Annotated in this window: 26 protein-coding genes; 3 read left to right on the top strand and 23 right to left on the bottom strand. The window is 40.4% G+C overall.

The features are described 5' to 3' along the window. Positions 1 to 465: 465 nt before the first annotated feature. On the top strand, positions 466 to 810 hold the full coding sequence (locus tag ACTG7X_RS04335; protein ID WP_439257298.1) for a hypothetical protein: 345 nt from the start codon (positions 466 to 468) through the stop codon (positions 808 to 810). 54 nt (positions 811 to 864) lie between these two features. After that, complete coding sequence (locus ACTG7X_RS04330) at positions 865 to 1,350, top strand: hypothetical protein (RefSeq protein ID WP_439257297.1); 486 nt, start codon at positions 865 to 867, stop codon at positions 1,348 to 1,350. A 50-nt stretch (positions 1,351 to 1,400) separates the two neighbouring features. On the opposite strand, the gene ACTG7X_RS04325 is transcribed toward ACTG7X_RS04330, so the two are convergent. The 7 genes from ACTG7X_RS04325 to gmk form a co-directional block, all read right to left on the bottom strand. Then, positions 1,401 to 1,658 carry a hypothetical protein gene (locus tag ACTG7X_RS04325; protein WP_439257296.1) on the bottom strand — a complete coding sequence of 86 codons (258 nt, stop codon included), beginning with the start codon at positions 1,656 to 1,658 and terminating at the stop codon, positions 1,401 to 1,403. Next, positions 1,630 to 2,001: a PD-(D/E)XK nuclease family transposase gene (locus ACTG7X_RS04320; RefSeq protein WP_439257295.1), complete on the bottom strand. Its 372-nt coding sequence runs from the start codon at positions 1,999 to 2,001 to the stop codon at positions 1,630 to 1,632. The genes ACTG7X_RS04325 and ACTG7X_RS04320 overlap by 29 nt, the downstream gene beginning before the upstream one ends. 244 nt (positions 2,002 to 2,245) lie before the next feature. After that, entirely contained in the window at positions 2,246 to 3,025 is a 780-nt protein-coding gene (murI, locus tag ACTG7X_RS04315; RefSeq protein ID WP_439257294.1) for a glutamate racemase, read from the bottom strand. Between the two features lie 26 nt (positions 3,026 to 3,051). Then, entirely contained in the window at positions 3,052 to 5,133 is a 2,082-nt protein-coding gene (recG, locus tag ACTG7X_RS04310; protein ID WP_439257293.1) for an ATP-dependent DNA helicase RecG, read from the bottom strand. Between the two features lie 2 nt (positions 5,134 to 5,135). Beyond that, positions 5,136 to 7,010, bottom strand: a complete 1,875-nt coding sequence (locus tag ACTG7X_RS04305) for a RelA/SpoT family protein (RefSeq protein ID WP_439257292.1) — start codon at positions 7,008 to 7,010, stop codon at positions 5,136 to 5,138. Positions 7,011 to 7,078: 68 nt separating this feature from the next. Then, the gene (gene rpoZ / locus ACTG7X_RS04300) at positions 7,079 to 7,345 is read right to left on the bottom strand and encodes a DNA-directed RNA polymerase subunit omega (protein ID WP_439241198.1); all 267 of its coding nucleotides are present in this window, start codon (positions 7,343 to 7,345) and stop codon (positions 7,079 to 7,081) included. A gap of 63 nt (positions 7,346 to 7,408) precedes the next feature. Next, a complete protein-coding gene (gene gmk, locus ACTG7X_RS04295; protein ID WP_439257291.1) occupies positions 7,409 to 8,035 on the bottom strand; it encodes a guanylate kinase in 627 nt (208 codons plus the stop codon). 257 nt (positions 8,036 to 8,292) lie between these two features. Here gmk and gap point away from each other — a divergent pair, with 257 nt between their 5' ends. Then, the gene (gene gap / locus ACTG7X_RS04290; protein WP_439257290.1) at positions 8,293 to 9,312 is read left to right on the top strand and encodes a type I glyceraldehyde-3-phosphate dehydrogenase; all 1,020 of its coding nucleotides are present in this window, start codon (positions 8,293 to 8,295) and stop codon (positions 9,310 to 9,312) included. 89 nt (positions 9,313 to 9,401) lie between these two features. Here gap and ACTG7X_RS04285 read toward each other — a convergent pair whose 3' ends face one another. The 16 genes from ACTG7X_RS04285 to fabB all read right to left on the bottom strand — a co-directional run bounded on the left by ACTG7X_RS04285 (position 9,402) and on the right by fabB (position 25,297). Beyond that, entirely contained in the window at positions 9,402 to 10,166 is a 765-nt protein-coding gene (locus tag ACTG7X_RS04285) for an amino acid ABC transporter ATP-binding protein (protein WP_439243494.1), read from the bottom strand. A 10-nt stretch (positions 10,167 to 10,176) separates the two neighbouring features. Next, positions 10,177 to 10,845, bottom strand: coding sequence for an amino acid ABC transporter permease (locus ACTG7X_RS04280; RefSeq protein ID WP_439243497.1), 669 nt, complete (start codon positions 10,843 to 10,845; stop codon positions 10,177 to 10,179). 3 nt (positions 10,846 to 10,848) lie between these two features. Continuing rightward, on the bottom strand, positions 10,849 to 11,508 hold the full coding sequence (locus ACTG7X_RS04275) for an amino acid ABC transporter permease (RefSeq protein WP_439243500.1): 660 nt from the start codon (positions 11,506 to 11,508) through the stop codon (positions 10,849 to 10,851). Positions 11,509 to 11,698: 190 nt separating this feature from the next. Continuing rightward, on the bottom strand, positions 11,699 to 12,160 hold the full coding sequence (locus ACTG7X_RS04270; RefSeq protein ID WP_439243503.1) for a hypothetical protein: 462 nt from the start codon (positions 12,158 to 12,160) through the stop codon (positions 11,699 to 11,701). Beyond that, on the bottom strand, positions 12,126 to 12,329 hold the full coding sequence (locus ACTG7X_RS04265; protein WP_439243506.1) for a hypothetical protein: 204 nt from the start codon (positions 12,327 to 12,329) through the stop codon (positions 12,126 to 12,128). The genes ACTG7X_RS04270 and ACTG7X_RS04265 overlap by 35 nt, the downstream gene beginning before the upstream one ends. 151 nt (positions 12,330 to 12,480) lie before the next feature. Further along, entirely contained in the window at positions 12,481 to 14,070 is a 1,590-nt protein-coding gene (locus tag ACTG7X_RS04260) for a carbon starvation CstA family protein (RefSeq protein WP_439257289.1), read from the bottom strand. 125 nt (positions 14,071 to 14,195) lie between these two features. Beyond that, positions 14,196 to 14,363: a DUF5363 domain-containing protein gene (locus tag ACTG7X_RS04255; protein ID WP_439243511.1), complete on the bottom strand. Its 168-nt coding sequence runs from the start codon at positions 14,361 to 14,363 to the stop codon at positions 14,196 to 14,198. Positions 14,364 to 14,441: 78 nt separating this feature from the next. After that, on the bottom strand, positions 14,442 to 16,028 hold the full coding sequence (locus tag ACTG7X_RS04250) for an AbgT family transporter (RefSeq protein WP_439257288.1): 1,587 nt from the start codon (positions 16,026 to 16,028) through the stop codon (positions 14,442 to 14,444). Positions 16,029 to 16,108: 80 nt separating this feature from the next. Continuing rightward, entirely contained in the window at positions 16,109 to 17,953 is a 1,845-nt protein-coding gene (locus tag ACTG7X_RS04245) for a tRNA(Met) cytidine acetyltransferase TmcA (RefSeq protein ID WP_439257287.1), read from the bottom strand. Positions 17,954 to 18,030: 77 nt separating this feature from the next. Continuing rightward, entirely contained in the window at positions 18,031 to 18,498 is a 468-nt protein-coding gene (ybeY, locus tag ACTG7X_RS04240; RefSeq protein ID WP_439257286.1) for an rRNA maturation RNase YbeY, read from the bottom strand. After that, a complete protein-coding gene (locus tag ACTG7X_RS04235; protein ID WP_439257285.1) occupies positions 18,491 to 19,582 on the bottom strand; it encodes a PhoH family protein in 1,092 nt (363 codons plus the stop codon). The genes ybeY and ACTG7X_RS04235 overlap by 8 nt, the downstream gene beginning before the upstream one ends. Positions 19,583 to 19,769: 187 nt before the next feature. Next, a complete protein-coding gene (locus tag ACTG7X_RS04230) occupies positions 19,770 to 20,009 on the bottom strand; it encodes a hypothetical protein (protein ID WP_439243525.1) in 240 nt (79 codons plus the stop codon). 125 nt (positions 20,010 to 20,134) lie between these two features. Further along, a complete protein-coding gene (gshAB, locus tag ACTG7X_RS04225) occupies positions 20,135 to 22,408 on the bottom strand; it encodes a bifunctional glutamate--cysteine ligase GshA/glutathione synthetase GshB (protein WP_439257284.1) in 2,274 nt (757 codons plus the stop codon). A gap of 117 nt (positions 22,409 to 22,525) precedes the next feature. Continuing rightward, positions 22,526 to 23,104, bottom strand: a complete 579-nt coding sequence (locus tag ACTG7X_RS04220; protein ID WP_439257283.1) for a hypothetical protein — start codon at positions 23,102 to 23,104, stop codon at positions 22,526 to 22,528. An 11-nt stretch (positions 23,105 to 23,115) separates the two neighbouring features. Next, a complete protein-coding gene (locus ACTG7X_RS04215; RefSeq protein ID WP_439257282.1) occupies positions 23,116 to 23,784 on the bottom strand; it encodes a hypothetical protein in 669 nt (222 codons plus the stop codon). Positions 23,785 to 24,082: 298 nt separating this feature from the next. Next, positions 24,083 to 25,297: a beta-ketoacyl-ACP synthase I gene (gene fabB, locus ACTG7X_RS04210; RefSeq protein ID WP_439257281.1), complete on the bottom strand. Its 1,215-nt coding sequence runs from the start codon at positions 25,295 to 25,297 to the stop codon at positions 24,083 to 24,085. Between the last annotated feature and the right edge of the window lie 63 nt (positions 25,298 to 25,360).

The following is a 25,360-nucleotide window of genomic DNA, read 5'->3' as shown; positions in this document are numbered from 1 at the left end:
CTTTTAAATCGTACTTTCTAAAAAGAAAGTTAATGAATTTCTAAGTTAAGCACCTATTAAGACTTCAAGTTTTATTTAATTTTTTAAAACAAGTCAATCAACAAGTGCCCACACAGATTGTCTGATAAATTGTTAAAGAACAAAAAACAACGACGCACGCTAGAAATTTCGATTTTCACAACAGTGCGTCGTTGTGTGGAGCGTATTATAGTGATCTGAGAATCCTTTGCAAGTGTTTTTTGCAAAAAAAGTGAAAAATTCCTTTATTCGATTGCGATTTAACCAAACTACGTAAAAAAAGCACCCAAATGCTATTGGGTACTTTTGATTACTGGAGTTTTGCTCAAAAATAGAGCGGTCAAAATAATATCAGATTGTACAAAAAAAAAACAATGTTATTATGCGTTCGTTTTAGCCTTTTGCGTTAAAACCTATCATTTATTCCACAACATAAAGGATATACCTATGAAAAAATTAATCGCCACTACCTTATTAACAGCGTTCTTTGCACTAAGTAGTTCTTCCGTATTCGCAGCCCAAAATTTGCAACAAATTGAAAAAGCAATTAAAAATCATACACCAATTGCCGAATATTTAAGGGATCTGATGGAGCTTGCTAATGAAGGCAATATAGATGCTCAAATATATGTTATGTCTCTTTCAACTTTCGTAAATCAAGGGGTCGATAAAGAATTGATGATGTCGCTTCTTGTAGATTTAGTCGAGATGAAAGAAAGTTGCAACAAAAAAGAGCCACATCTTTACTGTATTAAGTGGCTTAAAATGAAGAAAAAGGTTTCAGGGGAATAACCTAAATAATATGAGTACCTTTATCATTTCAAACGACATCCAAGGACAAACTATATGTGCAAAACCTATCAAGAAGAACTTTCTTCTAGAATCAGTGAAATTTTTTCAATTTTACTTTCGGAGTTTGACAGTGCTGAAAGTCATCCCACCGACTTTGTCGAAATACCGACTAAAGGAGCTAAACTAGAGAATTTAACTATTGTGGTATTAGATAAAGAAAATAATACGATTGAACTCCAACAAGAAAATGATCCCTATTATGTCGATATTGATGTAGGCGATCTAAATCATCTTCTTAATTGCGTCATTGATATTGATGATAAAAACCATCTCAATGATGGATTTATAAGAGTTTCAACAATATTAAAAGTCAATATCACTGGAAATTTGAATGAAGAATGGTTTGATCAAATATCGGAATTTCACTTTCACAAAGATCTTACTGTCAACTACCAAAACAATCAAATAATTTTTAGAGATGATTGCCCAGCTGGAGATATTGGCGTTTGGGATAAAATTCTTATCTCAAAAAAGGCTTAATAAACAAAATGGGGGATAGGATAGGCTCGTCTCCCCCAATTCCACGCCTATCACTGCAATTTTTTGATTTCTTCAACCGACAAACCAACCGCTTTAGAAATAAGCTCTACATCCAAACCAAGGGAAAGCATATTCCTTGTTACCGACTTCATATTTTCTAGCTTGCCTTCTTGAATTCCTTCCTGTAAGCCTTCTTTTTTCCAATACTGTTTTACGGCGTATTCGTCCCATTTGCGTTTTAAGCTAACATCATACATTTCCTTTTCCCCTTTACTTAGGTTACTGTATTCGGCAATCGGTAATGGCATACGCCCATTCTTCTCGTTTACCTTTAAGTGCTTGGTCGCTGATAAGTTTACTGCCGTAATAAATGATACGTTCTTTGAAATTCTCTTGACGACTACGTTGGACTTCAATAATAAATTGACTATCGTCATCTGCGGTACAAATCAAATCAAAAATCACTGTACCTAATTTGGACGTATCGCCCACCTGTTCATTTTTGTTGTAAACCAAATCTTTAATGATTTTTCTACCTTGAAATAAATCATTAAGAAAATCAATCAATATATCTTTGTTCACATCCGTACCAAAAACACGTTTAAAGCCGTAATCGGTAGTCAGATCTATATAGCGAGAAGTTTGCTGCATTGTGTTGCTCCCTTTTGAAATAAGTAGGAGCATTATTCACTGCAGTGTAAAAATCACAAGATTTGATGTTTCATTTTGGAATCAAGATCACAAAAATACTTATTTTAAAGAGAGAAACCTTATGTATTTTCCATAAAAAAGCACCCAACCGTCATTGAGTGCCTTTGATTACTGGAGTTTTGCTCAAAAATAGAGCCGTTAAATAATAGCAGATTGTCATTCCATCGCCCCAAGGCGTGTTTTTTTACACCGCCAACAATCGCAACGCCACAAATCCCCAATCCTTTAACACTTTTTCTTTCTGCTGGAAATCATCAGGGCGTTGGGTACAAAAAGCGATATTGTCTGCAGTTGCATCACTCACGTCCGCCAATAAACTGGCGACTCGATTGGCAATGCCTTCGGCTGGGTCGACGAAGTATTTCACTTGCGGTAATAATTGGTGTAATTCGTCTTTCACTAGGGGGAAATGGGTGCAGCCTAAAATCACGGTATCTAGTGCGGTGATTTTTTGCCAAGGTTTAATTTCATTGGCTAAACGGGCTAAATCCAGTTTGCCGGTTTGTTGTTTTTGCTCTGCCATTTCCACTAACGCAGTGGAGCCGATTTTTTCCACGGTGCAATCGGGGGCGTATTTTTCAATAAGATCTGTCACATAATCCCGTTCTACCGTGCCTTTAGTCGCCAATAAACCGATGACTTTAGTTTGCGATAATTTGGCGGCAGGTTTAATGGCAGGAACCGTCCCCACCACAGGAAAAGCAAATTTGGCTCGCAAAGCAGGCAATACCACGGTACTAGCGGTATTGCATGCCACCACCACCATATCAATAACGAACTGTTCGGCTAATGTCCCCACGATTTTTTCCGCTCGCTCAATTAATAATGGCGTGGATTTTTCAGAATAGGGAAAAAAGGCGTTGTCCAAGCAATACAAATAGCGTGCGTTAGGGAAATGATGGCGAACGGCGTCATAGATGGTTAAGCCGCCCATTCCAGAATCATATAAAAGTATCGTTGTCATAAAATTTTCTCAAAAAGCACCGCACTTTAAGCGTTACTATATATTTCTTTATTATTTAACCAGCGTTTAATCAACGCATCTGCCACATCGGGGTATTTTACAATCATCTGTTTCGCATAATGTTGCACGGTGGGGATCATTTTGCGATCTCGCATTAAATTGGCGACTTTAAATTCTGCCACGCCCGTTTGTTTGGTGCCTAGCACTTCCCCTGGCCCCCGAATTTCCAAATCTCGCTCAGAAATCACAAAACCGTCTTGACTATCACGCAACACTTGCAAGCGTTTTTGCGAAATTTTGCCCAACGGCGGTTTATACATTAGCACGCAAAAAGACGCCGTACTACCGCGCCCAACCCGTCCACGTAATTGGTGCAACTGCGATAAGCCCAATCGTTCAGCATTTTCAATAATCATCAGGCTCGCATTAGGTACATCCACCCCCACTTCTATCACCGTGGTTGCCACCAACAAATCCAGTTCGGCCTCTTTAAATGACTGCATAATCTGTTGTTTTTCGGCAGGTTTTAGCCGTCCGTGAACTAAGCCAATGCGTAATTGTGGCAAAGCATTACGCAAATCTTCCGCAATGGCTTCGGCGGCTTGGGCTTCTAACACTTCGCTTTCATCAATCAAGGTACAGACCCAATAGGCTTGGCGTTTTTCCTGCGTACAAGCATGATGCACCCGTGCCACGATTTCCGCGCGGCGTTCTTCGGACATCACCACCGTAGTAATTGGCGTTCGCCCGGGGGGGAGTTCGTCAATAATCGACGTATCCAGATCGGCATACACCGTCATCGCCAAGGTTCTTGGAATTGGGGTCGCCGTCATAATTAATTGGTGCGGATAAAAGCCCGCTTTTTCGCCTTTTTCTCGCAACATTAAACGTTGATGCACGCCGAAACGGTGTTGTTCATCAATAATCACCAAGGCTAAATTGGCAAATTCCACCTCTTGTTGAAATAAAGCGTGTGTGCCGACCACCATTTGCACCGCCCCTGTTTGGATTTTTTCCAACTCAGCGGTACGAGCTTTGCCTTTCACTTTGCCAGCCAGCCAACCCACTTCAATCCCCAACGGCTCAAACCAACGGCGGAAATTTTGGGCGTGTTGTTCGGCTAAAATTTCTGTGGGTGCCATTAAGGCGACCTGTTTGTCATTATCAATCGCCAACAAAGCAGCAAGGGCTGCCACTAAGGTTTTGCCCGATCCCACATCGCCTTGTACTAACCTCATCATTGGATGATCTAAGGCTAAATCTTGTTCAATATCTGCCGTGACTCGCTGTTGAGCGTTAGTCGGTTTAAACGGCAATTGTGCCAAAAAACGTTGTTTTAAATCCGTTTGATAGTGCAACGGCAAGGCATAATGCTGTTGCGTCCCCAAACGGACTTTTTGCATTGCCAAATTATGCGCCAATAATTCTTCAAAAATTAACCGCACTTGAGCGGGGTGTTGTCCTTTTTCGAGCATGTCTAGGGAAATATCAGGCGGTGGGCGGTGCAAAAAGCGAATGGCGTCTTTTAGGCTAAAGGGATTTGGGTTAAATTCGTTGGGTAAAATTTCCGCAATTTGAATCTTATCTAATAATTCAAGGGCTTGATCGGTGAGCTTGCGCAAGGAGGTTTGTTTTAGCCCCTCCGTGGTAGCATAAATGGGCGTGAGCGTTTCATCTAATTGCAACGGCTGATTATCCCGAATAATTTGGTATTCGGGGTGATGAATTTCCGCCATAAATCGCCCCCGTTTTACCTCGCCAAAGGCTTTGACACGGCAGCCAAGTTGAAAGCTGTTTTTCATGCCTGCGTTGAAATTGAAAAAACGCAACATGATTTTCGCCGTTCCGTCGGACAGGCTCACCGTTAAGATCGGACGACGACCGAATTGGACGTCGCAAGTTTGTACTACGGCCTCAATGGTGGCATATTGCTCAGGACGAAGATCCGCAATCGGTGTAATGCAAGTACGATCTTCATAACGAGTGGGTAAATGAAATAATAGGTCTTGTAAATTATTAATACCTAAACGGCTTAATTTGGCAGAAACTGCCGCCCCCACACCCGATAAAGTGGTTAAAGGAACGGCATCAAGAAGTTGTAGGCTCATGATTACACAGCATTAATATTGCGTTCAACACGCACTACGCCAGCAAGGTGCTGAATTTTACGCACCATTTTGGCCAAATGTTTGGTATTTTGTGTCGTAATCACTAAAACGGCAAACGAGCTATCGCCATCTTCTTCTGTCCAGACACTATGCACCTGACTTTGCAAGGTAGACAAGGCCGTCATGATTAAACCTAACGCCTGTTGTTCTCGCATCTCAATGCGTAATTCCACTTCAAAATGTTGATCTGCAATATGATCTGTCCAATCTAATAACGCAAAATGCCCTTGATGGCAAGTTAAGGTTGCACAGTTTTTATGATGAACCACCAAACGATTGTGTTCATCTTCATAGGCACAAATAGGATCGCCCCAAATTGGATGGCAACAATTCGCCAAAATACGGGCCTTGACCGACGGTGCAGAAACTGCGGTATTTTCTGCCCAATTTTTTAATTCTTGGCGAATTTTTGCTCTGGCTCTCCCCGTTACCACGGAATTTAACCAGTTTTCTTGCGGTCTGGCATTGTCGTCCGTCACAATATCCACCGTTTGTCCTGAAGATAGCGGTTGATAAAGCGGATAATCTTCCCGATCCACTTGTGCACCAATACATTTATTGCCCACATCTGTATGTACCGCATAAGCAAAATCCACAGCGGTTGCCCCTTGTGGCAATTCAATAATCCGGCCTTTCGGTGTGAACACATAAATTTCGTGCGAGAATAAATCGGACTTCACGCTTTCAATAAATTCAAACGAATTGCCCGCACTTTGCTGTAATTCAATCAAACTTTGGAGCCAACGTTGCGCCTTAATTTGTGCGGTGGTGCTGTCGTTTTTGCCGTCTACTTTATAGGCCCAATGAGCGGTAATCCCCATTTCCGCCATATTGTCCATTTCTTCGGTGCGGATCTGAATTTCCACCAACACACCTTTCGGCCCAATCGTCGAGGTATGCAAAGCCTGATAACCATTGGCTTTTGGCACCGCAATATAATCTTTAAACTGGCCAGCACGAGGTTTATACAAGGCATGCACCACGCCTAAAGTGCGGTAACATTCATCAACGCTGTTGACGATAATGCGGAAATCATAAATATCTAAAATAGAACGAAATTCTTGATCACGTTGTTTCATATTTTGATAAATATAAAACAGCGGTTTTTCACGCCCAAATACTCGAGCGGTAATCGGAATATTTTTTAGACGAGTTTGTAATCCATCTAAAATCGGTTGAATTAATTCTTGCTGACGGCTGCGGGCCAACTGAATGACTTTTTGTAACACCGCATAACGTTGCGGGTGCATGGCCTGAAAGCACAGATCTTCTAGTTCATTTTTAACATGTTCAATGCCTAAACGATGAGCCAAAGGACTGTAAATTTCAAGGGTTTCTTTGGCAATGCGACGACGCTTGTCAGGACGTAACGCCCCTAAGGTGCGCATATTATGGGTGCGGTCAGCGAGCTTGATTAACACCACACGAATATCTTTCGTCATGGCTAAAATCATCTTGCGGAAACTTTCCGCATGGGCTTCTTGGCGAGTACGGAATTTCAGTTTGTCCAATTTCGACACACCGTCTACAATTTCCGCCACCGATTTACCAAAGGCTGCTGTCAACTGTTCTTCCGTATAAGGCGTATCTTCAATCACATCATGCAACAAGGCGGCCATCACGGCCTCATGATCCAAGTGCATGTCTGCGATAATACAGGCCACCGCCACGGGATGGGTAATATAAGGCTCACCACTTGAACGAAATTGCCCCTCATGACCGTCTTTAGCCATCAAGAAAGCACGTTTAATCAACTCAATTTGTTCAGCGGGTAAATATTCCTGAATAATCTTTTCTAACGGTTCAAAAAAAAGCATATTTACTTACCTTATACTTACTTTAGATGTCAAACAGCGAACCTAAAATGCCAGAAAATGAACCGCATTTATTCCGTCACAAAGGCCGTTGCTTGGGTTTCTTTTTCCGCATAAGCAAAGGCATCATGACGTTCTTGCTGATTCATAATTTCATCATTAATCAACCCTTTTTCAATCTCTCTTAAAGCGATCACCGTCGGCTTATCATTTTCTTCTGGCACCAAAGGTTCAGATTGATTTAACTGTAATTGTCTTGCACGACGAGAGGCCGTTAAAATCAAGTCAAAACGATTACCAATTTTTTCCACTGCGTCTTGTACGGTTACACGCGCCATATTTTACTCCAATAATAATTCACATTTTTTGCTATAAAGGGAAATATAATACTAAACTGCAGGCTATTTTGCTAGTAATTCATGAATTAAGCGTTGATTTTCCTGTTTTTGATAGCCTAAAGTCAGTTTTTCGGCTCGCAAAATGCTTTGCAAGTCCACTAATGCTTGCTCAAAATTATCGTTGATAATCACATAATCATATTCATCATAATGGGAAATTTCCGCTTTGGCCTTTGCCATCCGATCTGCAATCACCTCAGCACTGTCCTGTCCTCGCCCAATTAAACGGCGTTCTAGCTCAGACAAAGATGGAGGCAAAATAAAAATACTTTTTACTGACCGCACTTTTTCTCGGATCTGTCTGGCGCCTTGCCAATCAATATCCAAAAAGACATCTATGCCTTGCGCCAGATTTTTTTCAATGGCCGGTAACGACGTGCCATAATAATTGCCACCGAACACCTTGGCATATTCCAAAAACGCCCCTTGTTCAATTAAGGTTTCAAACTCTGCTACCGAAACAAAATGATAATGGACACCGTCCACTTCCCCGGGGCGTGGCTGACGGGTGGTGTGCGACACTGACACCATTCTGTTTTTCCCTTGTTCCTTGTCTAACAAAGCCGAAATCAATGATGATTTCCCTGCGCCACTGGGTGCCGATAAAATATATAAATTACCTTGTGCCATATTTCCCCCTGATGATGATATTTTTCCTTATTATGCCCTTAAGGCTGATAAAAAGCATTATAAAGTGCGGTGAAAATTTTAATAATAATTTAATTCAAAAATTTGATCGAGATCACAAAAGTTTCGCACAACGGCATGCCGATTATTTCGTTATTTAAAAAAATCGTGCTATAATCGCCGACTGTCAGGTAGTTGACTTAACCAAAGTCATGAACTGTACAAATTTTGTTTAACTTTAAATAATAGGTGAAAATCTTATGGCAATTAAAATTGGTATTAACGGCTTTGGCCGTATCGGTCGTATCGTATTCCGTGCTGCACAAAAACGTTCAGACATTGAAGTGGTAGGTATCAACGACTTAATCGACGTTGATTACATGGCTTACATGTTAAAATACGATTCAACTCACGGTCGTTTTGACGGTACTGTTGAAGTACGTGATGGCAAATTAGTGGTAAACGGTAAAGAAATCCGTGTGACTGCTGAACGTGATCCAGCCAACTTAAAATGGAACGAAATCGGCGTAGATATCGCTGTTGAAGCCACTGGTTTATTCTTAGATGACACAACTGCGCGTAAACACATCATCGCAGGTGCCAAAAAAGTGGTATTAACTGGCCCTTCTAAAGATGCCACCCCGATGTTTGTAAACGGTGTAAACTTCAAAGATTACGCTGGTCAAGATATCGTGTCTAACGCGTCTTGTACGACTAACTGTTTAGCACCATTAGCACGTGTTATCCACGAAACTTTCGGTATCAAAGACGGTTTAATGACAACCGTTCACGCCACTACAGCAACCCAAAAAACTGTGGATGGTCCATCTGCGAAAGACTGGCGTGGTGGTCGTGGTGCATCTCAAAACATCATCCCATCTTCAACTGGTGCTGCTAAAGCGGTTGGTAAAGTATTACCAGCATTAAACGGCAAATTAACTGGTATGGCGTTCCGTGTTCCAACCACTAACGTTTCTGTAGTTGACTTAACGGTTAACCTTGAAAAACCAGCAAGCTACGACGAAATCAAAAAAGCCATCAAAGATGCCGCAGAAGGTAAAACATTCAACGGCGAATTAAAAGGCGTGTTAGGTTACACTGAAGATGCGGTTGTTTCTACTGACTTCAACGGTGCCGTTGAAACTTCAGTATTCGACGCTGACGCAGGTATCGCTTTAACGAATACTTTCGTGAAATTAGTGTCTTGGTATGACAACGAAACTGGCTACTCAAACAAAGTATTAGACTTAGTGGCTCACGTTTATAATTACAAAGGCTAAGTTCTCGTCTAGATGACAAACTTTAATTTAACCCTACCATATCACTATGGTAGGGTTATTTTTTATACCGCACTTTGTGTCATGTTCAGTTAAATATTTTCCTCATAATCCACCCCTTTTGGCTCATAATTGAGAATATTCAAAAAAGCCTTAGCACGATCTGTGCTTGGATTGGAGAAGAAAAATTCAGGTTTGGATTGTTCGATAATTTCGCCTTTATCCATAAAAATAATCCGGTCAGCCACCTGTTTAGCAAAATTCATTTCGTGGGTGACGATTAGCATGGTCATGCCGTCTTTGGCTAACCCCAAAATCACATCCAACACTTCACGCACCATTTCAGGGTCAAGGGCGGCGGTGACTTCGTCAAATAACATAATGTCAGGGTTCATGCAAAGGGAACGGACAATGGCGATTCGCTGTTTTTGTCCGCCAGATAGCTCACGAGGAAAAGCATTTTTACGCTCAAATAACCCCACGCGTTTTAACAATTCATCCGCTTGTTTTTCCACATCTTCCCGTTTGCGTTTTTGCACTTTCATGGGGCCGAGTAAAATATTGTCGATCACTGACATATGGGAAAATAATTCATAACTTTGGAACACCATACCGATTTTTTGACGTGCTTTGACCCATGAAATATCTTTCCCCAAAAGGCCGAGGTTTTCTAAAATAATATTGCCACTTTTGATTTCTTCTAAGCCATTTAAGCAACGTAATAAAGTACTTTTACCACAACCTGATGGCCCAAGAATCACCACTACTTCGCCTTTTTCAACGGCTAAATCAATGCCGTGCAGTGCGGTTACTTCACCGTAATTTTTAACTAATTGTTGAATCGCTAATAATGCCATAATTTCAATCCTAATTGCTCCATTTCGCTTCTAAATATTTGGAAAATAATGATAACGGGTAACAAATTGCAAAATATAAAAAGAAAATCACACCGTAAATCCATAATGCCGCTGAGGGGTCAGTAAACAGCGAGGTTTCAATGATCTGCTGCCCGACTTTAATCACTTCTAACACGCCAATTAACATGGCAAGGGAACTGGTTTTTACCATACGCGTAAACAAATTAATGGCCCCTGGTGTCACACGTTTTAAACTTTGCGGTAACAAAATATAGTAAAAAGTTTGCCATTTATTTAATCCCAACGCATAAGCGGATTCGGTTTGGTGTTTCTCAATGGAGGTCAAAGCCCCACGCACTAAGTCGCCCATTTCTGCTGCGCCCCAGAAAATAAACACAATAATACACACCCACACCCCACTCCAGTGGATATTAAACCATTTTGCAAAACCAAAATAGACCAAAAAGAGTAACACTAACAAGGGGATAATGCGCACCACTTCTAAATACAACTGACACAAAAACTGCACCAGTTTATTTTTACTGGTCATCAGTACGCCGAACAACACGCCTAAAATACAAGCAAAGAACACTGAAACAAACGCAATTTCTGCGGTAATCCACAAGCCACTGAATAAGCGTTCGAGGTTACTGCCTTGAGAAAGAATAGCTAATCCCATTTTCTACGCTCCATATTTTGCTTGACGTAAACGGCGTTCAAGATAGCGGATATACAAGGACACAGGCAACAAAATAATCAAATAGAACACCATCAATAAAAATAAGGCCTCGTTAGTTTTGTAATCCATACCGATAATATCTTTTGCCAAAAACATCAGTTCTGCCACCGCAATGGCGCTGATTACAGAAGTTTCTTTCATTAAAAACAAGCAATTTGCCCCGATAGCCGGTGTAGCAATGGCAAAGGCTTGCGGGAAAATCACATAGCGAAAGGCTTGTAACGGGGTCAATCCAATGCTTAAAGCACTTTCAATTTGCCCTTTGGACACCGCCTCCAATCCGCCTCGAATGGCTTCCGCCATATAGCTCCCGCCCAGAAAAGCCAGTCCGATAATGCCACAGGTAAAGCCATCCATTTTGATGCCTAATTTGGATAAACCAAAATACAGGAAAAACACTTGAATCAGTAATGGCGTGTTGCGAGACAGCTCAATATAGCTTTTTACTAGCCATTGAAAGCCACGAATTTTATAGGTCAGCACCACCGCACAAAGCAACCCGACCAACACCGATAGCACAATCGCCCAAAGGGATAAATGCAAGGTTAGCCAAGTGGCATCAATAAAACGGGGAACGGCGTTCCAGATATATTGCCAGTTCATAGAATTATCACGTTGAAATTGAAATGAGGAAAATTATAAGTAAACTATAGGGATTCTGAAAGCTCGATTTTGTATAAATTAGATCATTTAGCTATAAAGGCAAGGCTACCGGCGATTAAATGTGCTACGTTTTTAAAAATCTTCGCATTTTCAGCGCACTTTAAAAAAATAATATTGCGATACTGCCTTTTTAACCGCTATATTCCTCATTTTTCTCGATCAACGAAATAATGAAATTTTTTAATAAATCATTGTCTTTTACATCAAACATTTTATCGTGTTTTGATAAGGCTAAAAATTTCACCACCACTTCACCTAATTGCTCAGGATCATTTTCAAATCGGCATATTAAAATAGGATCAACATCTTCGCCATTGTTGCCAATTCGAGTATGGTAGATGCCTTGATATTGATTGGGATATTTATTGGAATCTTTGGCGACACCAAAAGCTCTAAAGCCTTTGGCTTGTGAATCAACGATCTCAATAAACCCATCTTCACGCCATTTTCCTAACAGCTTGGCGAGTTGATAATTGAGTTCGTTACGTTGAGAAAAAATATAATCAGGATAACCTAAAAAATGCGTCAACTGCTCAAATTTATTATTTCGAACAAATTTAGATACATACAGTCTTTTTGTAACTTTCTTCATAACCCATCTCTTTTGTATCTACATCCAATGGATTAAAACCAAAGAAATGAGTTAAAAATTCTTCTTTTGTCTCACCCGTCACTTCCGTATAATCTGTATTTTTATCAACAAAATTGAGCAATGCTTCTAACTGAGATGATTCCAGTTTTTTAGTTTGATATTTTTTCATTGCATAACCTCTGTGTATATGCTTTTAATAGGTCATATCCTACCACAATGCGATAATGAGTACAACTTCACGCCCAAAATGATCCCAAAAAACACCGCACTTTGGCTCTCTCCAACCAAAGTGCGGTGTAAAATAAAGGCATTTTTATTGATTATTCGGTGACTAAAGCCTCAGGATCGCCATCACCTAATGGTTTAAGCAAGGCGAAGAATAAGACAATACAGAATACCGTTAGACCTAAACCGATATAGCAAGATAATTCATAATCTAAACCAAAACCGATTTTGTTGTAGGCTAAATAGGTAAAGCAAACCGTACTAATAAACCATGCTGGAATGGACGCCACCCAGTGGAATTTATTGTAACGATATAAATAACCTGCAGCGGTCCATAACATCACCATGGCGGTCATTTGGTTTGCCCATGTGAAATAACGCCACAATACGCTGAAGTCCATTTTAGACACCACAAAACCTAAGGCAAATAACGGCACGGCAATCAATAAGCGTTTACTTAATGAATGTTGCTCTAATTTGAAAATTTCAGCAATTTGTAAACGTGCAGCACGGAATGCGGTATCTCCTGAAGTGATTGGCAACACCACTACGCCTAACACCGCAAAAATACCACCGATAAAGCCTAAGAAATGTAACGAACTGTCATACACCACTTTAGACGGTGAACCGGCAGAAATTGCATCTTGTAAGGCTTGCGGATTTTCATAAAATGCCAATCCGACCATACACCACACTAAGGCAATCACACCCTCGGTAATCATGGCACCGTAGAAAATAAAACGACCTTCCGATTCATTTTCTGCACAACGTGCCATTAATGGCGTTTGGGTGGCATGGAAACCAGATAATGCGCCACAAGAGATGGTTAAGAATAATAATGGCCAAACAGGCACGTCCCCTTTCACTTGGAAGTTTTGGGTGAATTTCGCCCAAGTTAAACCTTCACCGTCTGTATTGACCGCACGGAAGAACTCAATCGGATCCGTGGCACTGAAATGTGACGTAATTAAACCGTAAATCATGCCCACGGACATAAACAATAATAACGCCCCAAATAATGGGTAAACACGGCCAATAATTTTATCAATCGGTAATAGGGTCGCAAAAATATAGTAAGCGAAGATCAACATGGTCCAGACTGTCACGACCGTTGGTTTATCCATACCCCAGACAGTTAAATCTTTTGCGGTTTCAACCGCATGGTGAATTTCTTCTGGATTCCCCAAATTCATGGCTACCGCACTGGAACCGAATAAATCAAAGGTGATGGTGCTTAATAATTGCGCTGGACTGGCGACAAACACCACGCCCACCAACAATAACAAAATTAATGCCATCACGTTAATAAAGAATTTCACGGGTTTGCCAAGGAATTTACCCGCTAAATAAGGCATTGTTGCCCCACCGTGGCGAATACTTAACATACCGCAGAAATAATCATGCACTGCGCCAGCAAAAATACAGCCAATCACAATCCAAAGCATCGCAACAGGCCCATATAAAGCACCTAGAATCGGGCCAAAAATCGGGCCAGTTCCAGCAATGTTAAGTAATTGAATTAACCAAATTTTGGTTTTTGACATTGGCATATAATCCACGCCGTCATTCATGGAAAGCGCAGGCGTAGTACGTTTTGGATTGATAACAAAGATTTTTTCAATAATCTTGCCATACACAAAATAACCGGTTACTAAAACCGCAACACAGAAAAAGAACCATATCATAGGAAAAATCCCCTTTATAAAGAAAAAACGATTACATAATCAAGGCGAATTTTATGCAGTTGTTAAACTAAAGTAAATGAACATTTTCATTTTTGCTGATTAAACAGTTAAAAATGTGACAGAGATCACACTTTTTCCTTGGTTTTCTTTTTGGGTTCTGGTTCAGGATCGAATTTCACCACCGGCACACAACCACGACAAGCGCCTTGATTCACACCTAATTCATCACAAAAACGATCATATTTCTCTAATGCCTTGCGAAACCAGCTTTTGGGTTTGATTTGTTCAGTCATATTTGACTCCCTTCTCTATTTTTGAAACCTTGATGAAAAAAGACAGTTCGAAAAAACTGCCTTTTATTGTATAACGAATTAAGGGGTATAGAAAGTGGCTGCACTTGGCCCCACTGGCAAGCCAAATACGAACACCCAGATATAAAAGAGCAATGACCAACCCACTAAGAAAATCATCGAATAAGGTAACATCATCGCCATTAAAGTACCGATACCTGTATCTTTCTTATAGCGAATGGCCATTGCCATAATTAAACCAAAATAACTCATCATCGGGGTAATGATATTGGTGGTACTGTCTCCAATACGATATGCGGCTTGAATCATTTCAGGGGCATAACCAGTTAACATCAACATTGGGACAAAAATCGGTGCGGTAATTGCCCATTGTGCAGAGGCGGAACCGAGCATCAGATTGATAAACGCACAAACTAAAATAAATCCAACTAATAATAATGGGCCAGTTAATCCAATATGTTGTAAGAATTCCGCCCCTTTTACTGCCGTCACAGATCCTAAATTGGTCCAGTTAAAAAATGCCACAAATTGTGCCGCAAAGAAAACCAACACGATATACATAGAAAGCGATGACATGGCTTTGCTCATGGCATCAATGGCATCTTTGCTACTTTTCATGGAACCAGTGATACGTCCATAAACATAACCTGGTACGGAAAAGAATACAAAAATAAAGACCACTATACCATGCAAGAAAGGAGAACCCGCCACGCCACCTGTTTTAGGATTACGCAACACACCGCTTTCAGGCACAATCGTCCAAGCAAGCAATAGACTAAAAATTAACATGCTAATCCCTGCCCAAAGCAAACCTTTTTTCTCAATCGCAGTTAATGGCTCAATTTTCGAGTCTAATACGCTAGGGTCATCCGCATCATTTGGATTATATTTACCTAAACTTGGCTCAACAATTTTTTCCGTAATAAGATAACCTAATCCACTAATTAAGAACGTACTCACAAACATGAAATACCAGTTTGCCTCTGCCCCCACCACATAATCAGGCGAAATAATTCGAGCCGCCTCTTGGCTAATACCTGATAATAATGGATCGACGGTACCTAATAATAGATTCGCACTGTAACCACCAGAAACCCCCGCAAAGGCAGCGGCTAGACCGGCTAAAGGATGACGACCTAGTGAATGGAAAATCATAGCGGATAAAGGAATTAAGACAACATAGCCAAGCTCTGCGGCAGTGTTTGACATGATCCCCGCAAATACCACCACTAAGGTGACTAATTTGCGAGGTGCGTTAATCACCAAACCACGCAAACCTGCAGAAATCATACCAGAGCGTTCTGCAATGCCGACCCCTAATAATGCCACTAATACCGTTCCTAAAGGCACAAAGTTGGTAAAATTCTTCACTAAATTATCAACAATGCGAGCAAGTCCTTCCCCATTTAGCAAATTGACCACATAGATCATCCCATCTGCACTGTGCCCTTTCGCCCCTTCAGGTCGAGGATCCACCACAGAAACATCAAAGTAAGATAGCACCGCTGATAAAATCAATAACAATACGCACATCCACATAAACAACATGACAGGATGTGGTAATAGATTACCTAGCCACTCGACACCTTTTAAGAAACGCTGCATTTTGCCTTTGCCGACGTTTGGTTGATATTGGTTATTTTGCATAAATAGCCCTCTTTGTTAGATAAATCACAATTAATCATGACTGAATTTAACCATAATTTAACATTAAAGCCAATATTTTATTACATAATTTGATCAAGTGAACTTGCTACTTCTAGTCGACATTGTGTTAACCAATGTTTCTTACCACCGACTAACGTTTTATCAATATTTTTCCCTTGGCAATAGGCAGTTAATAATGGGCAACATTGCCTATCTGACGTTGCCATTAAACGCCGAATTGCGCCAATGCTTGCAAATAAAGTGCGGTGAAAAAACGCAACGTTTTGCAAAATCTGAAAATCTTCATCAGTGAGTTGCCAATCTAACGGAAAGGGAAATTGTGCTTTTAGCGGATGAAAAGAAAAGGAAAAATTACGCTGAAAATGGCGTTGTGCTTGTGCCACCAATTTTTCCCCTGCTATTGAAATTGGGCAGAGCATAATAACAGAATAACAACCGCTGCTGGCTTCTTGATACTCACTGATTTGCACTAAAATAAAACCGCACTTTTGCCAAAACGCATACAATTCTGCGGTATAGCCAAAGCTAACAGAAAGAAAATCCACCTCGGCTTGTTGAATTAAGGTGTTGATTAACTTTTGCCCTAATCCATGGTTTTGCCAGTTAGGTTGTACGGCAATACGAGAAATCCGCAAAGATTTTAAGGCACAAGCCTGTGGTAAATTCCCTTGAAAAGCTAACGCTTGAGCCACCAAGTTACCTTGTGGACGGCGTTCCCCCCGACAGATTTTTTCGATTAAATCCAGTGATGTCAAGCCACCCTCTTCCATTAACCACACGCCCCCCAATAAAAACGAACCACTTTCTGCGAGATAAAATCGTTGTTGTGGGGCATCAAATAAACGGCGTAAATCAAGGGGACTGGTGCGATAATGGGCTAACGTCAATAAAGCATAAAAATCATTTATTTTTTCTACGATGGTTTGTTGTGAAACTTGACGAATTTGCACCGCAGTTTGCGGATCGTAATCGGGTTGCACAAGGCGGTCTTCGGCTTCCAATAACAATAATTCATCAATAAAAACTTCTAATTTATCGTTCTTTGCCCAACGCAAAGGTTCGGTTAATTCAAACTGTTGAAAAGTGCGGGGTAAATTGGTTAAGAATTTAAGTAAAAATCCCCGTCCCGTCCCCTCGTAGCTATGAATGGTGGTACTAATAACAATACGTTTAAAGGTACGGATAAATTGGTTTAATATGGGTAACGGTAACATTGCCGCTTCATCAATCAATAACCAATCTTGCTTAAACTGTGTCGGAGCTTGTTGAATTTGTTGGGTTAATTCATCAGGGGCAATAAAATCAATCGGTTGTTCAGCAAAATCTTGCAGTGTTTGCACCGCACTTTTATTCGGGGCGGTGAGCCAACATTTTTGCCAACATTTCTGAGTGTTGAGTTGATTAGCTAACATACCTAATAACGCAGATTTTCCCCGACCTCGTTTGGCGGTGAGAATGGCTATATCGGTGGATAAACGTAGGATTTGTTGAATGATCCGTTGTTGTTCTGCTGTTGAATTTTGTTTTTGATGTAGGGGCGGATCGATGTATCCGCCCTTTGAAAACGGAGCGTAGTTTTCGGGCGGATACATCGATCCGCCCCTACGGTTAATAAAAAATGATGATAATAAAGAATAAAAATGCTGATTAAAATTTGGGGTCAAAATACCATTTGCCACCCCTGACCAGCGGCGACTGTCTAAATCAATATGCTGATTGGGATTTAACCATAAAACGAGCGTACCCCCTGTTCGCAATGTACCAATCGCAATGGCGAGTGCATCTAAATTTAGCGTTGTTCTGGCATCAAATAAAATCGCAGAAAATTCTTGTCCGAGCAGATTTTTGGCTTTGGCAAAATTTTGTGAGTTTAATATTAATGGTACGTTTTCGGGCGGACACATCTGTCCACCCCTACGGTTTTGGAATAGGAAAAGCGGTTCTTCTTTGTCAAAATAAGGAATTAACTGGCGTTCACACATTATTCTTCATCATAAGAATAAGGATCTTCAAAACCGAGTCCGAGCATAATTTCCGTTTCTAGGCTTTCCATTTCCTCGGCTTCATCTTGTTCAATATGGTCATAACCTAATAAATGCAAACTGCCGTGTACGACCAGATGAGCCCAATGTGCGATCAACGGTTTGCCTTGCTCAATGGCTTCTTTTTCCACTATTTGACGACAAATCACCAGATCCCCCAATAACGGCAATTCCACTTCATCAGGACATTCAAAAGGAAAGGACAACACATTGGTCGGACGATCTTTGCCACGATAACGCAAATTTAGCTCGTGACTTTCTGCTTCATCGACAATGCGAATTGTCATTTCTGGCTCAAGGCTTTCGGCTCGCACTGCTTGCGTTGCCCAGTGGCTAAATTGTGTTAATGTAGGTAAATTTTGTTGGTTTTCGGTGGCAATTTGTAAATCAACAATCACATTATTCATTTTCTGCACTCGCTGTTAATCGTTCACGTTCCAAGCGTTTTTTTTCCGCTATTTTTTGCTTACGAATTTCATCTTCCGCTTCCCATTTTTCATAGGCTTGCACTACTTTCGCTACCACTGGGTGTCGCACAATATCTTGACTATCAAAATAGTTAAAACTTAATTCAGCCACGTCTGATAACACTTCAATCGCGTGTTTTAAGCCTGATTTTTGCGAACGAGGCAAATCCACTTGGGTCACATCGCCCGTAATCACCGCTTTGGAATTAAAGCCGATACGGGTTAAAAACATTTTCATTTGCTCAACGGTGGTATTTTGGCTTTCGTCTAAAATAATAAAACTGTCGTTCAAGGTGCGACCACGCATATAAGCCAGCGGAGCAATTTCTATCACATTGCGTTCCATAAGTTTTTCCACTCGCTCAAAGCCAAGCATTTCGTATAAGGCATCATAAAGCGGACGTAAATAGGGTTCAATTTTAGAACCAAGATCCCCTGGTAAAAAGCCCAATTTTTCGCCTGCTTCTACGGCTGGACGGGTCAGTAAAATACGGCGAATTTCTTGTCGTTCAAGAGCTTCCACCGCAGCCGCTACGGCTAAAAAGGTTTTCCCTGTGCCTGCAGGCCCAATGCCAAAACTAATATCATGGGTCAAAATATGATGCAAATACTCAATTTGATTTTTGCCTCGTGGTTTAATTAAGCCTCGTTTGGTTTTGATCGTGGTGGCATATACCTTGCTTTCCGTACGTTCATCAGGATCAATCTGTGCCAACATTCGGCTTTCTTGAATCGCAAGATGGACATCTTCCAAATCTAACTCTTTAATTTTGCCTTTAATCGGTGCGGTTTCTACATATAAATGTTGAATTAATCGCACCGCACTTTGCAATAAATGGGCGTGATGTGGTTTTGCCTGTTCATCATTAGATTGAATGGTAAAATCAAAATCACGGCGAGCAATAGAAAGATTAAATTCTTTTTCAATCAGCTTTAAATGATCATCAAAAGCACCACAAAGGGATTGCAAACGGGCGTTATCCGTTGGGGCGAGGGTGAATTGTTGGGTTAATTTTTCGGTCATGGTTTTATATAAAAATAGGATCTAGTGAACTAGATCCTATCAAGATTGAGTGCTTAATGCTAGGGTTTTATCGTCTAACCTTTCTTTTCTGGCAAGGACTTTAGGGCATAAATTGCAAATGCACATAATCCCATTGCCATAAAAACGAGAATCCAAATACCAATTGTTAACCACATAATAATTCTCCTTATGCAACCGATAAACGCAATTTATATTGACGGAGCAATCTCCCTGCAAGCAACAACAAATAGGTTAACATTGCAAGCCCAATACAACTGGAGATTTTAAATACCATTCCACCTTGCCCGAATATTACCACAGGCAACGCCAAAATGGCAACCTTTGCAATATCTTCAATAATCTTTACCCATGCTTCTAAGGTATCTGTTTCTAGGGGAAGCTTAAATAAATTCAACAACGTAATCATTTCATTTCCTTATTTACATTAACGAATAAAGAAATACTAAACAATGTTGTTTATCTTTCCAAGATTGCAATGTTAATTTTGGAATCAAGATCACAAAATTTAAGATTTACCCCCTACCCACCCAGTTATAAAACTTCAGGAAACAGCATTTTAATCACATTCTGCGTCAGCCGTCTGGATTTTCCTTGATAAGGGAAAATGTGCATCATCATCATCGGATTGAAATTCGCCTCAATCACGCCCCAAGATTGCAACGTCGATTCGGCAGGTTTGGTTAAATCAGGGATAATTAAATCCACACCACAAACTGCGGCGCCCATGGCTTTGGCAATGCCTACTGCTAATTGCTTGTAACTCGGGTGCATTTCGTCTGTCATATCAATGCTGTCGCCGCCCGTGCTGATATTGGAATTGGCACGCAACTGCACAATTTGCCCTTTAGCGGGCGTGCTTAAAATATCCATGCCTTGCTCTTTCAGTTGCAACTGTTCAATTTCACCCAAGGCAATGCGTTTTAACGGCGTACGACTGCCATCACCTCGTAATGGATGATTATTTTTATGGGCGACCAATTCCGCAATGGTGCGTTCACCGTCACCGACCACATTAGCAGGCACACGCAACAACACCGCCAAGGTTTCTTCTCCCAATACAAAAAAACGGTATTCCGTACCAACCAAATAATCTTCCACCATGACTTCTTTATCTTCACGAAATGCTATTTCTATGGCTTTCGCAAAGTCGTCCCGATCCTGTACGCCTTGTTGGAAAATGGTAATGCCTAGGCCGTAGTTGGTGGATTTCGGTTTAATCACCACGGCTCGATTTTCAAATAAGGGATAACTAGCGACAGCCTGCTCTACATTGGTAAATTCAAGGCTTTGTGGCACATTAAAGCCAGCTTTTGCCAACACTTTTTTGGTAACTACTTTATTTTCCATAATCAACGGCGAAATATAGCTGTCGTGGCTGGTCATATTGCCGTTTTTCACATATTCAATACGCTCGCCGTGTTGCAAACATAAGAATTGATCATTTTCGTCTAAAATTTCGGTTTTAATGCCTTTTTGAATTAAATCAAATAACAAGGCTTGAGTGGATAATTCCATATTATCAAAGGCTGACAAGGCATAAAAACGCTCAAAGGCTTGGGCTTTGTATTGTTTAGCTAATTTTGCCCCTAATTTTTGGTAACCACCCGCTTTAATAATTTCGTTCACCATGTTGGCACAAAGCGTGTTATGCGGTTGTGCAAATAAGGTTAATTTTTCTTGCACAATTTGCACCGCAGTTTGCTCTGCGCCAATCTCTTTTAACATTTCTAGCAAGGCAATCAGTAATAGCTCCCCTTCTTCAGCATAAGCGGTCACTGAAAACGGATCTTCCAACGCCACTTCAAATAAACGTTCCTTACCAAGTTCCACATCCTCTTGATCGGCGGTTTCCTCTAGCCATGCCATCAGTAAAATAAAATAATGGATAAATTTAGCGTCATTTAGGCTAATACCATAAGGTTCGAACGGATTTAAATCAAATAGACGAAACTCCAAATATTGCACACCAGTTTGCAAGAAATCCCGAGCTTTATTTGCTCCTTTTAAACGCACATTAGAATAAAATTCCTTTTCCGCAATGAGTTTGCCCGTATTCACCCAATGTTCAAGGCTTTCCACATAATCATTTAAGCTGTCAAAAGACACCTTGACTTCAGGATCATTCACATAGCCATACTGACTAGAACGCAGACTTCGCACAATCGGACTTAAATCTTCTGGTACGCCATCTCTAAAATAGTCATCATCTACCATAGGGCTAGCAGACAACAAATATAACAACACCCATTGATAACGCAGAAAATTTTTGGCAATTTTCAGATACAAATTATTCTGAAATTCCACCGCACTTTTTATCTCACTTTGCGCATTAAATAACGCCTTGAGCAATTCTTCATCTAATTGAAAATTATAGTGAATACCGCTCACCATTTGCTTATTTTTGCCATAAGATTGCACCAAATGCTCACGATACGCCACATCTTCAGGGTTTTCTAATTGCGCCACTTGAATTTGATCCGCTGAAGGCAAACCAGCGGGCATACTTAATGGAAAAAGAAATTCATCTTCAGGCAAGGTGCGTAATACCACTTCGTGAATGGCGGATAACCAACGCAGGCTATCTTCTAATTTTTTATTGGGTGGGGTAATCAATTCAAGCTGGCTTTCTGCGAAATCCGTTTGAATATAAGGGTGATAAGTGCGGTTGCCAAAGGCTTGGGGATGTACTGTTGTGACTACCGATCCATTGGCATAAACACGCTGACTTTCTTTTTCAAGGCCAAAAGATCCTTGTTGGAACAACAACCCTAAGCGGTTTTGTTTAATAGTTTGCTGTATTTCCATGAGATTTCCTTATTCATACAAATCGTCAAAATTTTTGACTACCATACCATTGTTTGTGGTTTTTCGCTACCCATAAAAAAAGAGCATAACGCTCTTTTTTATCATATTTCAAACCAACTAATTTTTCTCAAAACGTTGCAGTTCTTTTTTCGTATGATTTTTTACACCCTGTATGTTAAAAAAATCACAAGTGAGCTGTTGCTTAGAAAAAACAAACCAAGTTTCTTTCGTTGATGGCTCCTCTACGTCGTAATAAACATAAGTCATCACATGTAAAATATCACCTGTTTTCAACGTGAATCTATAAGGCGTGGCTTTACTTTCACCGCTGTAACAATAGTTACCTGATATATCAACCTTAGCCTCATTTTTATTTAGCTTCAGCAAATTATAAAATTGTTTTTGAGTGACAAAATTATAGGCTTTATTAAACCCGACAATAAGCACTGGCGCAGCCATTTTATTGCCTTGTAAATCATCATAGGAAAGTGCCGTCCAAGCAAAATTGCCCTTTGTTTTGCTTTGTATGGGGGCATATTGTTGCTCAAAATAATGTCTAAAATCAGCGCTATTTGCCTTTGCAAAGGTTTCATAGGCGACATAATTAGGCATTTTCTTGCTGCTTAATGTTGAATTTTCTGCCTGTAATGGTGCGCAACCAGTTAACAACAGCAGTAATAATATCAGTTTTTTCATAGATAAAATTCCTATTCTTCGTACATTTTATTTTTCATTGGGCCAGTGCGTTCAAAGTCTTGAAGTGCATTTTTATCAAATTTACCTTGAGAATCCCCGAATGCCTTACAACTCTGTTTATTTTTATAAATAACTAAGTTTGTATACTCTCTAGGACCAGGATTATAACCTCCAGAATAAAATAAATATAACACTTTTCCAGATTTTAGTGTTAATTTATATTGTTCGTCTTCTCCCCAAAAACCAGGACCTCTTTTACATCTATTTATTTTTTCAATACCAATATCATTTGAATCTAATCCAAATACTTTATAAAAGTTATATCGAGTAAAATCTAAATATGAATGAAATTCAAATTCTAATGTAGTTTCTTTTTTTAAATCATTAAACTTATCTCCCACCAAATACACCTTACCTTTGAAATGACTAGGATACTCAAAATCATCAAGATCATAAACAGGAAAGGCTTTTTTGGCCACACTTACATCAGATTTAAAATTATACCCATCAGAACTAGGGTATTTTTGATCAAAATAACGTTTAAATTCAGCACCATTATTTGTACTGGCAAATTTCTCAAAGGTTTCATAATCTGGCAGAACTGTATTCTGGGCAAAACTAAGTTGAGCGCAAGAGGATAATAAAATAGGGAGGGACATCAATAAAGCGATTTTTTTCATACGAAACTCCAATGGATTATTTTTATATGCAGAGGTGTTTTAGTTGTTATGTCAATAACAACTAAAAGGATTATAATCCTTGCGAAAATTGACTATTTTTCAATCTAATGTAGGGGCGTATTGCATACGCCCATGCTCGATCTCTTTTCTTCTCAAATTATGGGAACATTAGGTTTTAGGGCGTATGCAATACGCCCCTACTCATTTTGTTATTACACCGGTGCGGGAGACAGCACGCCGATAAAAAAATAGTTGCTTATGTTCACCATCAGCAACTATCTTCACTCAAACAGGGATTTTATTTATAACGCTTAAACACCAACGTCGCATTCGTCCCACCAAAACCAAAACTATTTGACATCACAGTTTGTAATCCCGCATTTTCTTTGGTTTCTGTCACAATATTTAAGCCCGCTGCTTTTTCATCAAGGGTTTCAATATTAATGCTTGGTGCAATAAAATCATTATGTAACATTAATAAGGTGTAAATCGCCTCATGTGCGCCCGCCGCCCCTAATGAGTGACCGGTCATGGATTTTGTGGATGAAATGGCCGGTTTTTGACCCGCAAAAACATTCGCAATTGCCCCCAACTCTTTCACATCACCAACAGGTGTTGAGGTACCATGTACGTTAATATAATCCACTGGGCTGTCCACCGTAGCAAGGGCTTGTTTCATACAACGTTCTGCCCCCTCACCGCTTGGCGCCACCATATCATAACCATCAGAAGTCGCCCCATAACCCACGATTTCTGCATAAATTTTTGCACCACGAGCAAGCGCATGTTCTAATTCTTCCACCACCACAACGGCGCCACCACCGGCAATCACAAAACCGTCACGGTTGGCATCATAAGCACGAGAGGCTTTGGTCGGGGTGTCATTATATTTGGTTGAAACTGCACCCATAGCGTCAAATTCCGTCGCACATTCCCAAGAAAGTTCTTCTGCGCCACCGGCGAAAACCACATCTTGTTTGCCTAATTGAATCAATTCTAAGGCATGACCGATACAGTGAGCGGAGGTCGCACAAGCTGAACTAATGGAATAGTTTACGCCACGAATTTTATAAGGCGTCGCTAAACAAGCAGAAACACTGGACGCCATGGTTTTCGTCACGGCATAAGGCCCCACTTTTTTCACGCTGCCATTACGCACCGCATCACAGGCTACTAACTGGCTATGTGCCGAGCCGGTTCCTGCGCCAATCACCAAACCTGTACGATCATTAGAAACCTGATCTTCCGTTAAGCCTGAATCTTCAATCGCCTCTTTCATGGAAAGATAAGCATAAGCTGCCGCATCTCCCATAAAACGATAAACTTTACGGTCAATTAATTCCGCTGGATTTAACTTAATCGTCCCCGCCACTTGGCTACGCATGCCCACCTCTGCAAATTCAGGCACAAATTCAATCCCTGATTTACCGGCTTTTAATGACGCTAATACTTCTTCTTTGTTATTACCAATACTTGAAACGATACCGAATCCAGTGATAACTGCTCTTCTCATTACTTATTTTCCTTTGTACGTGAAATTTTTCAAATTTCTGGCTAACTTACTACGAAATCAAAA

It is taken from the genome of Lonepinella sp. BR2271 (assembly GCF_051851515.1).
Lineage (GTDB): Bacteria > Pseudomonadota > Gammaproteobacteria > Enterobacterales > Pasteurellaceae > Lonepinella.
Note: the sequence above shows the minus strand (reverse complement) of the source record. Positions and strands in the feature narration are given on the sequence as shown.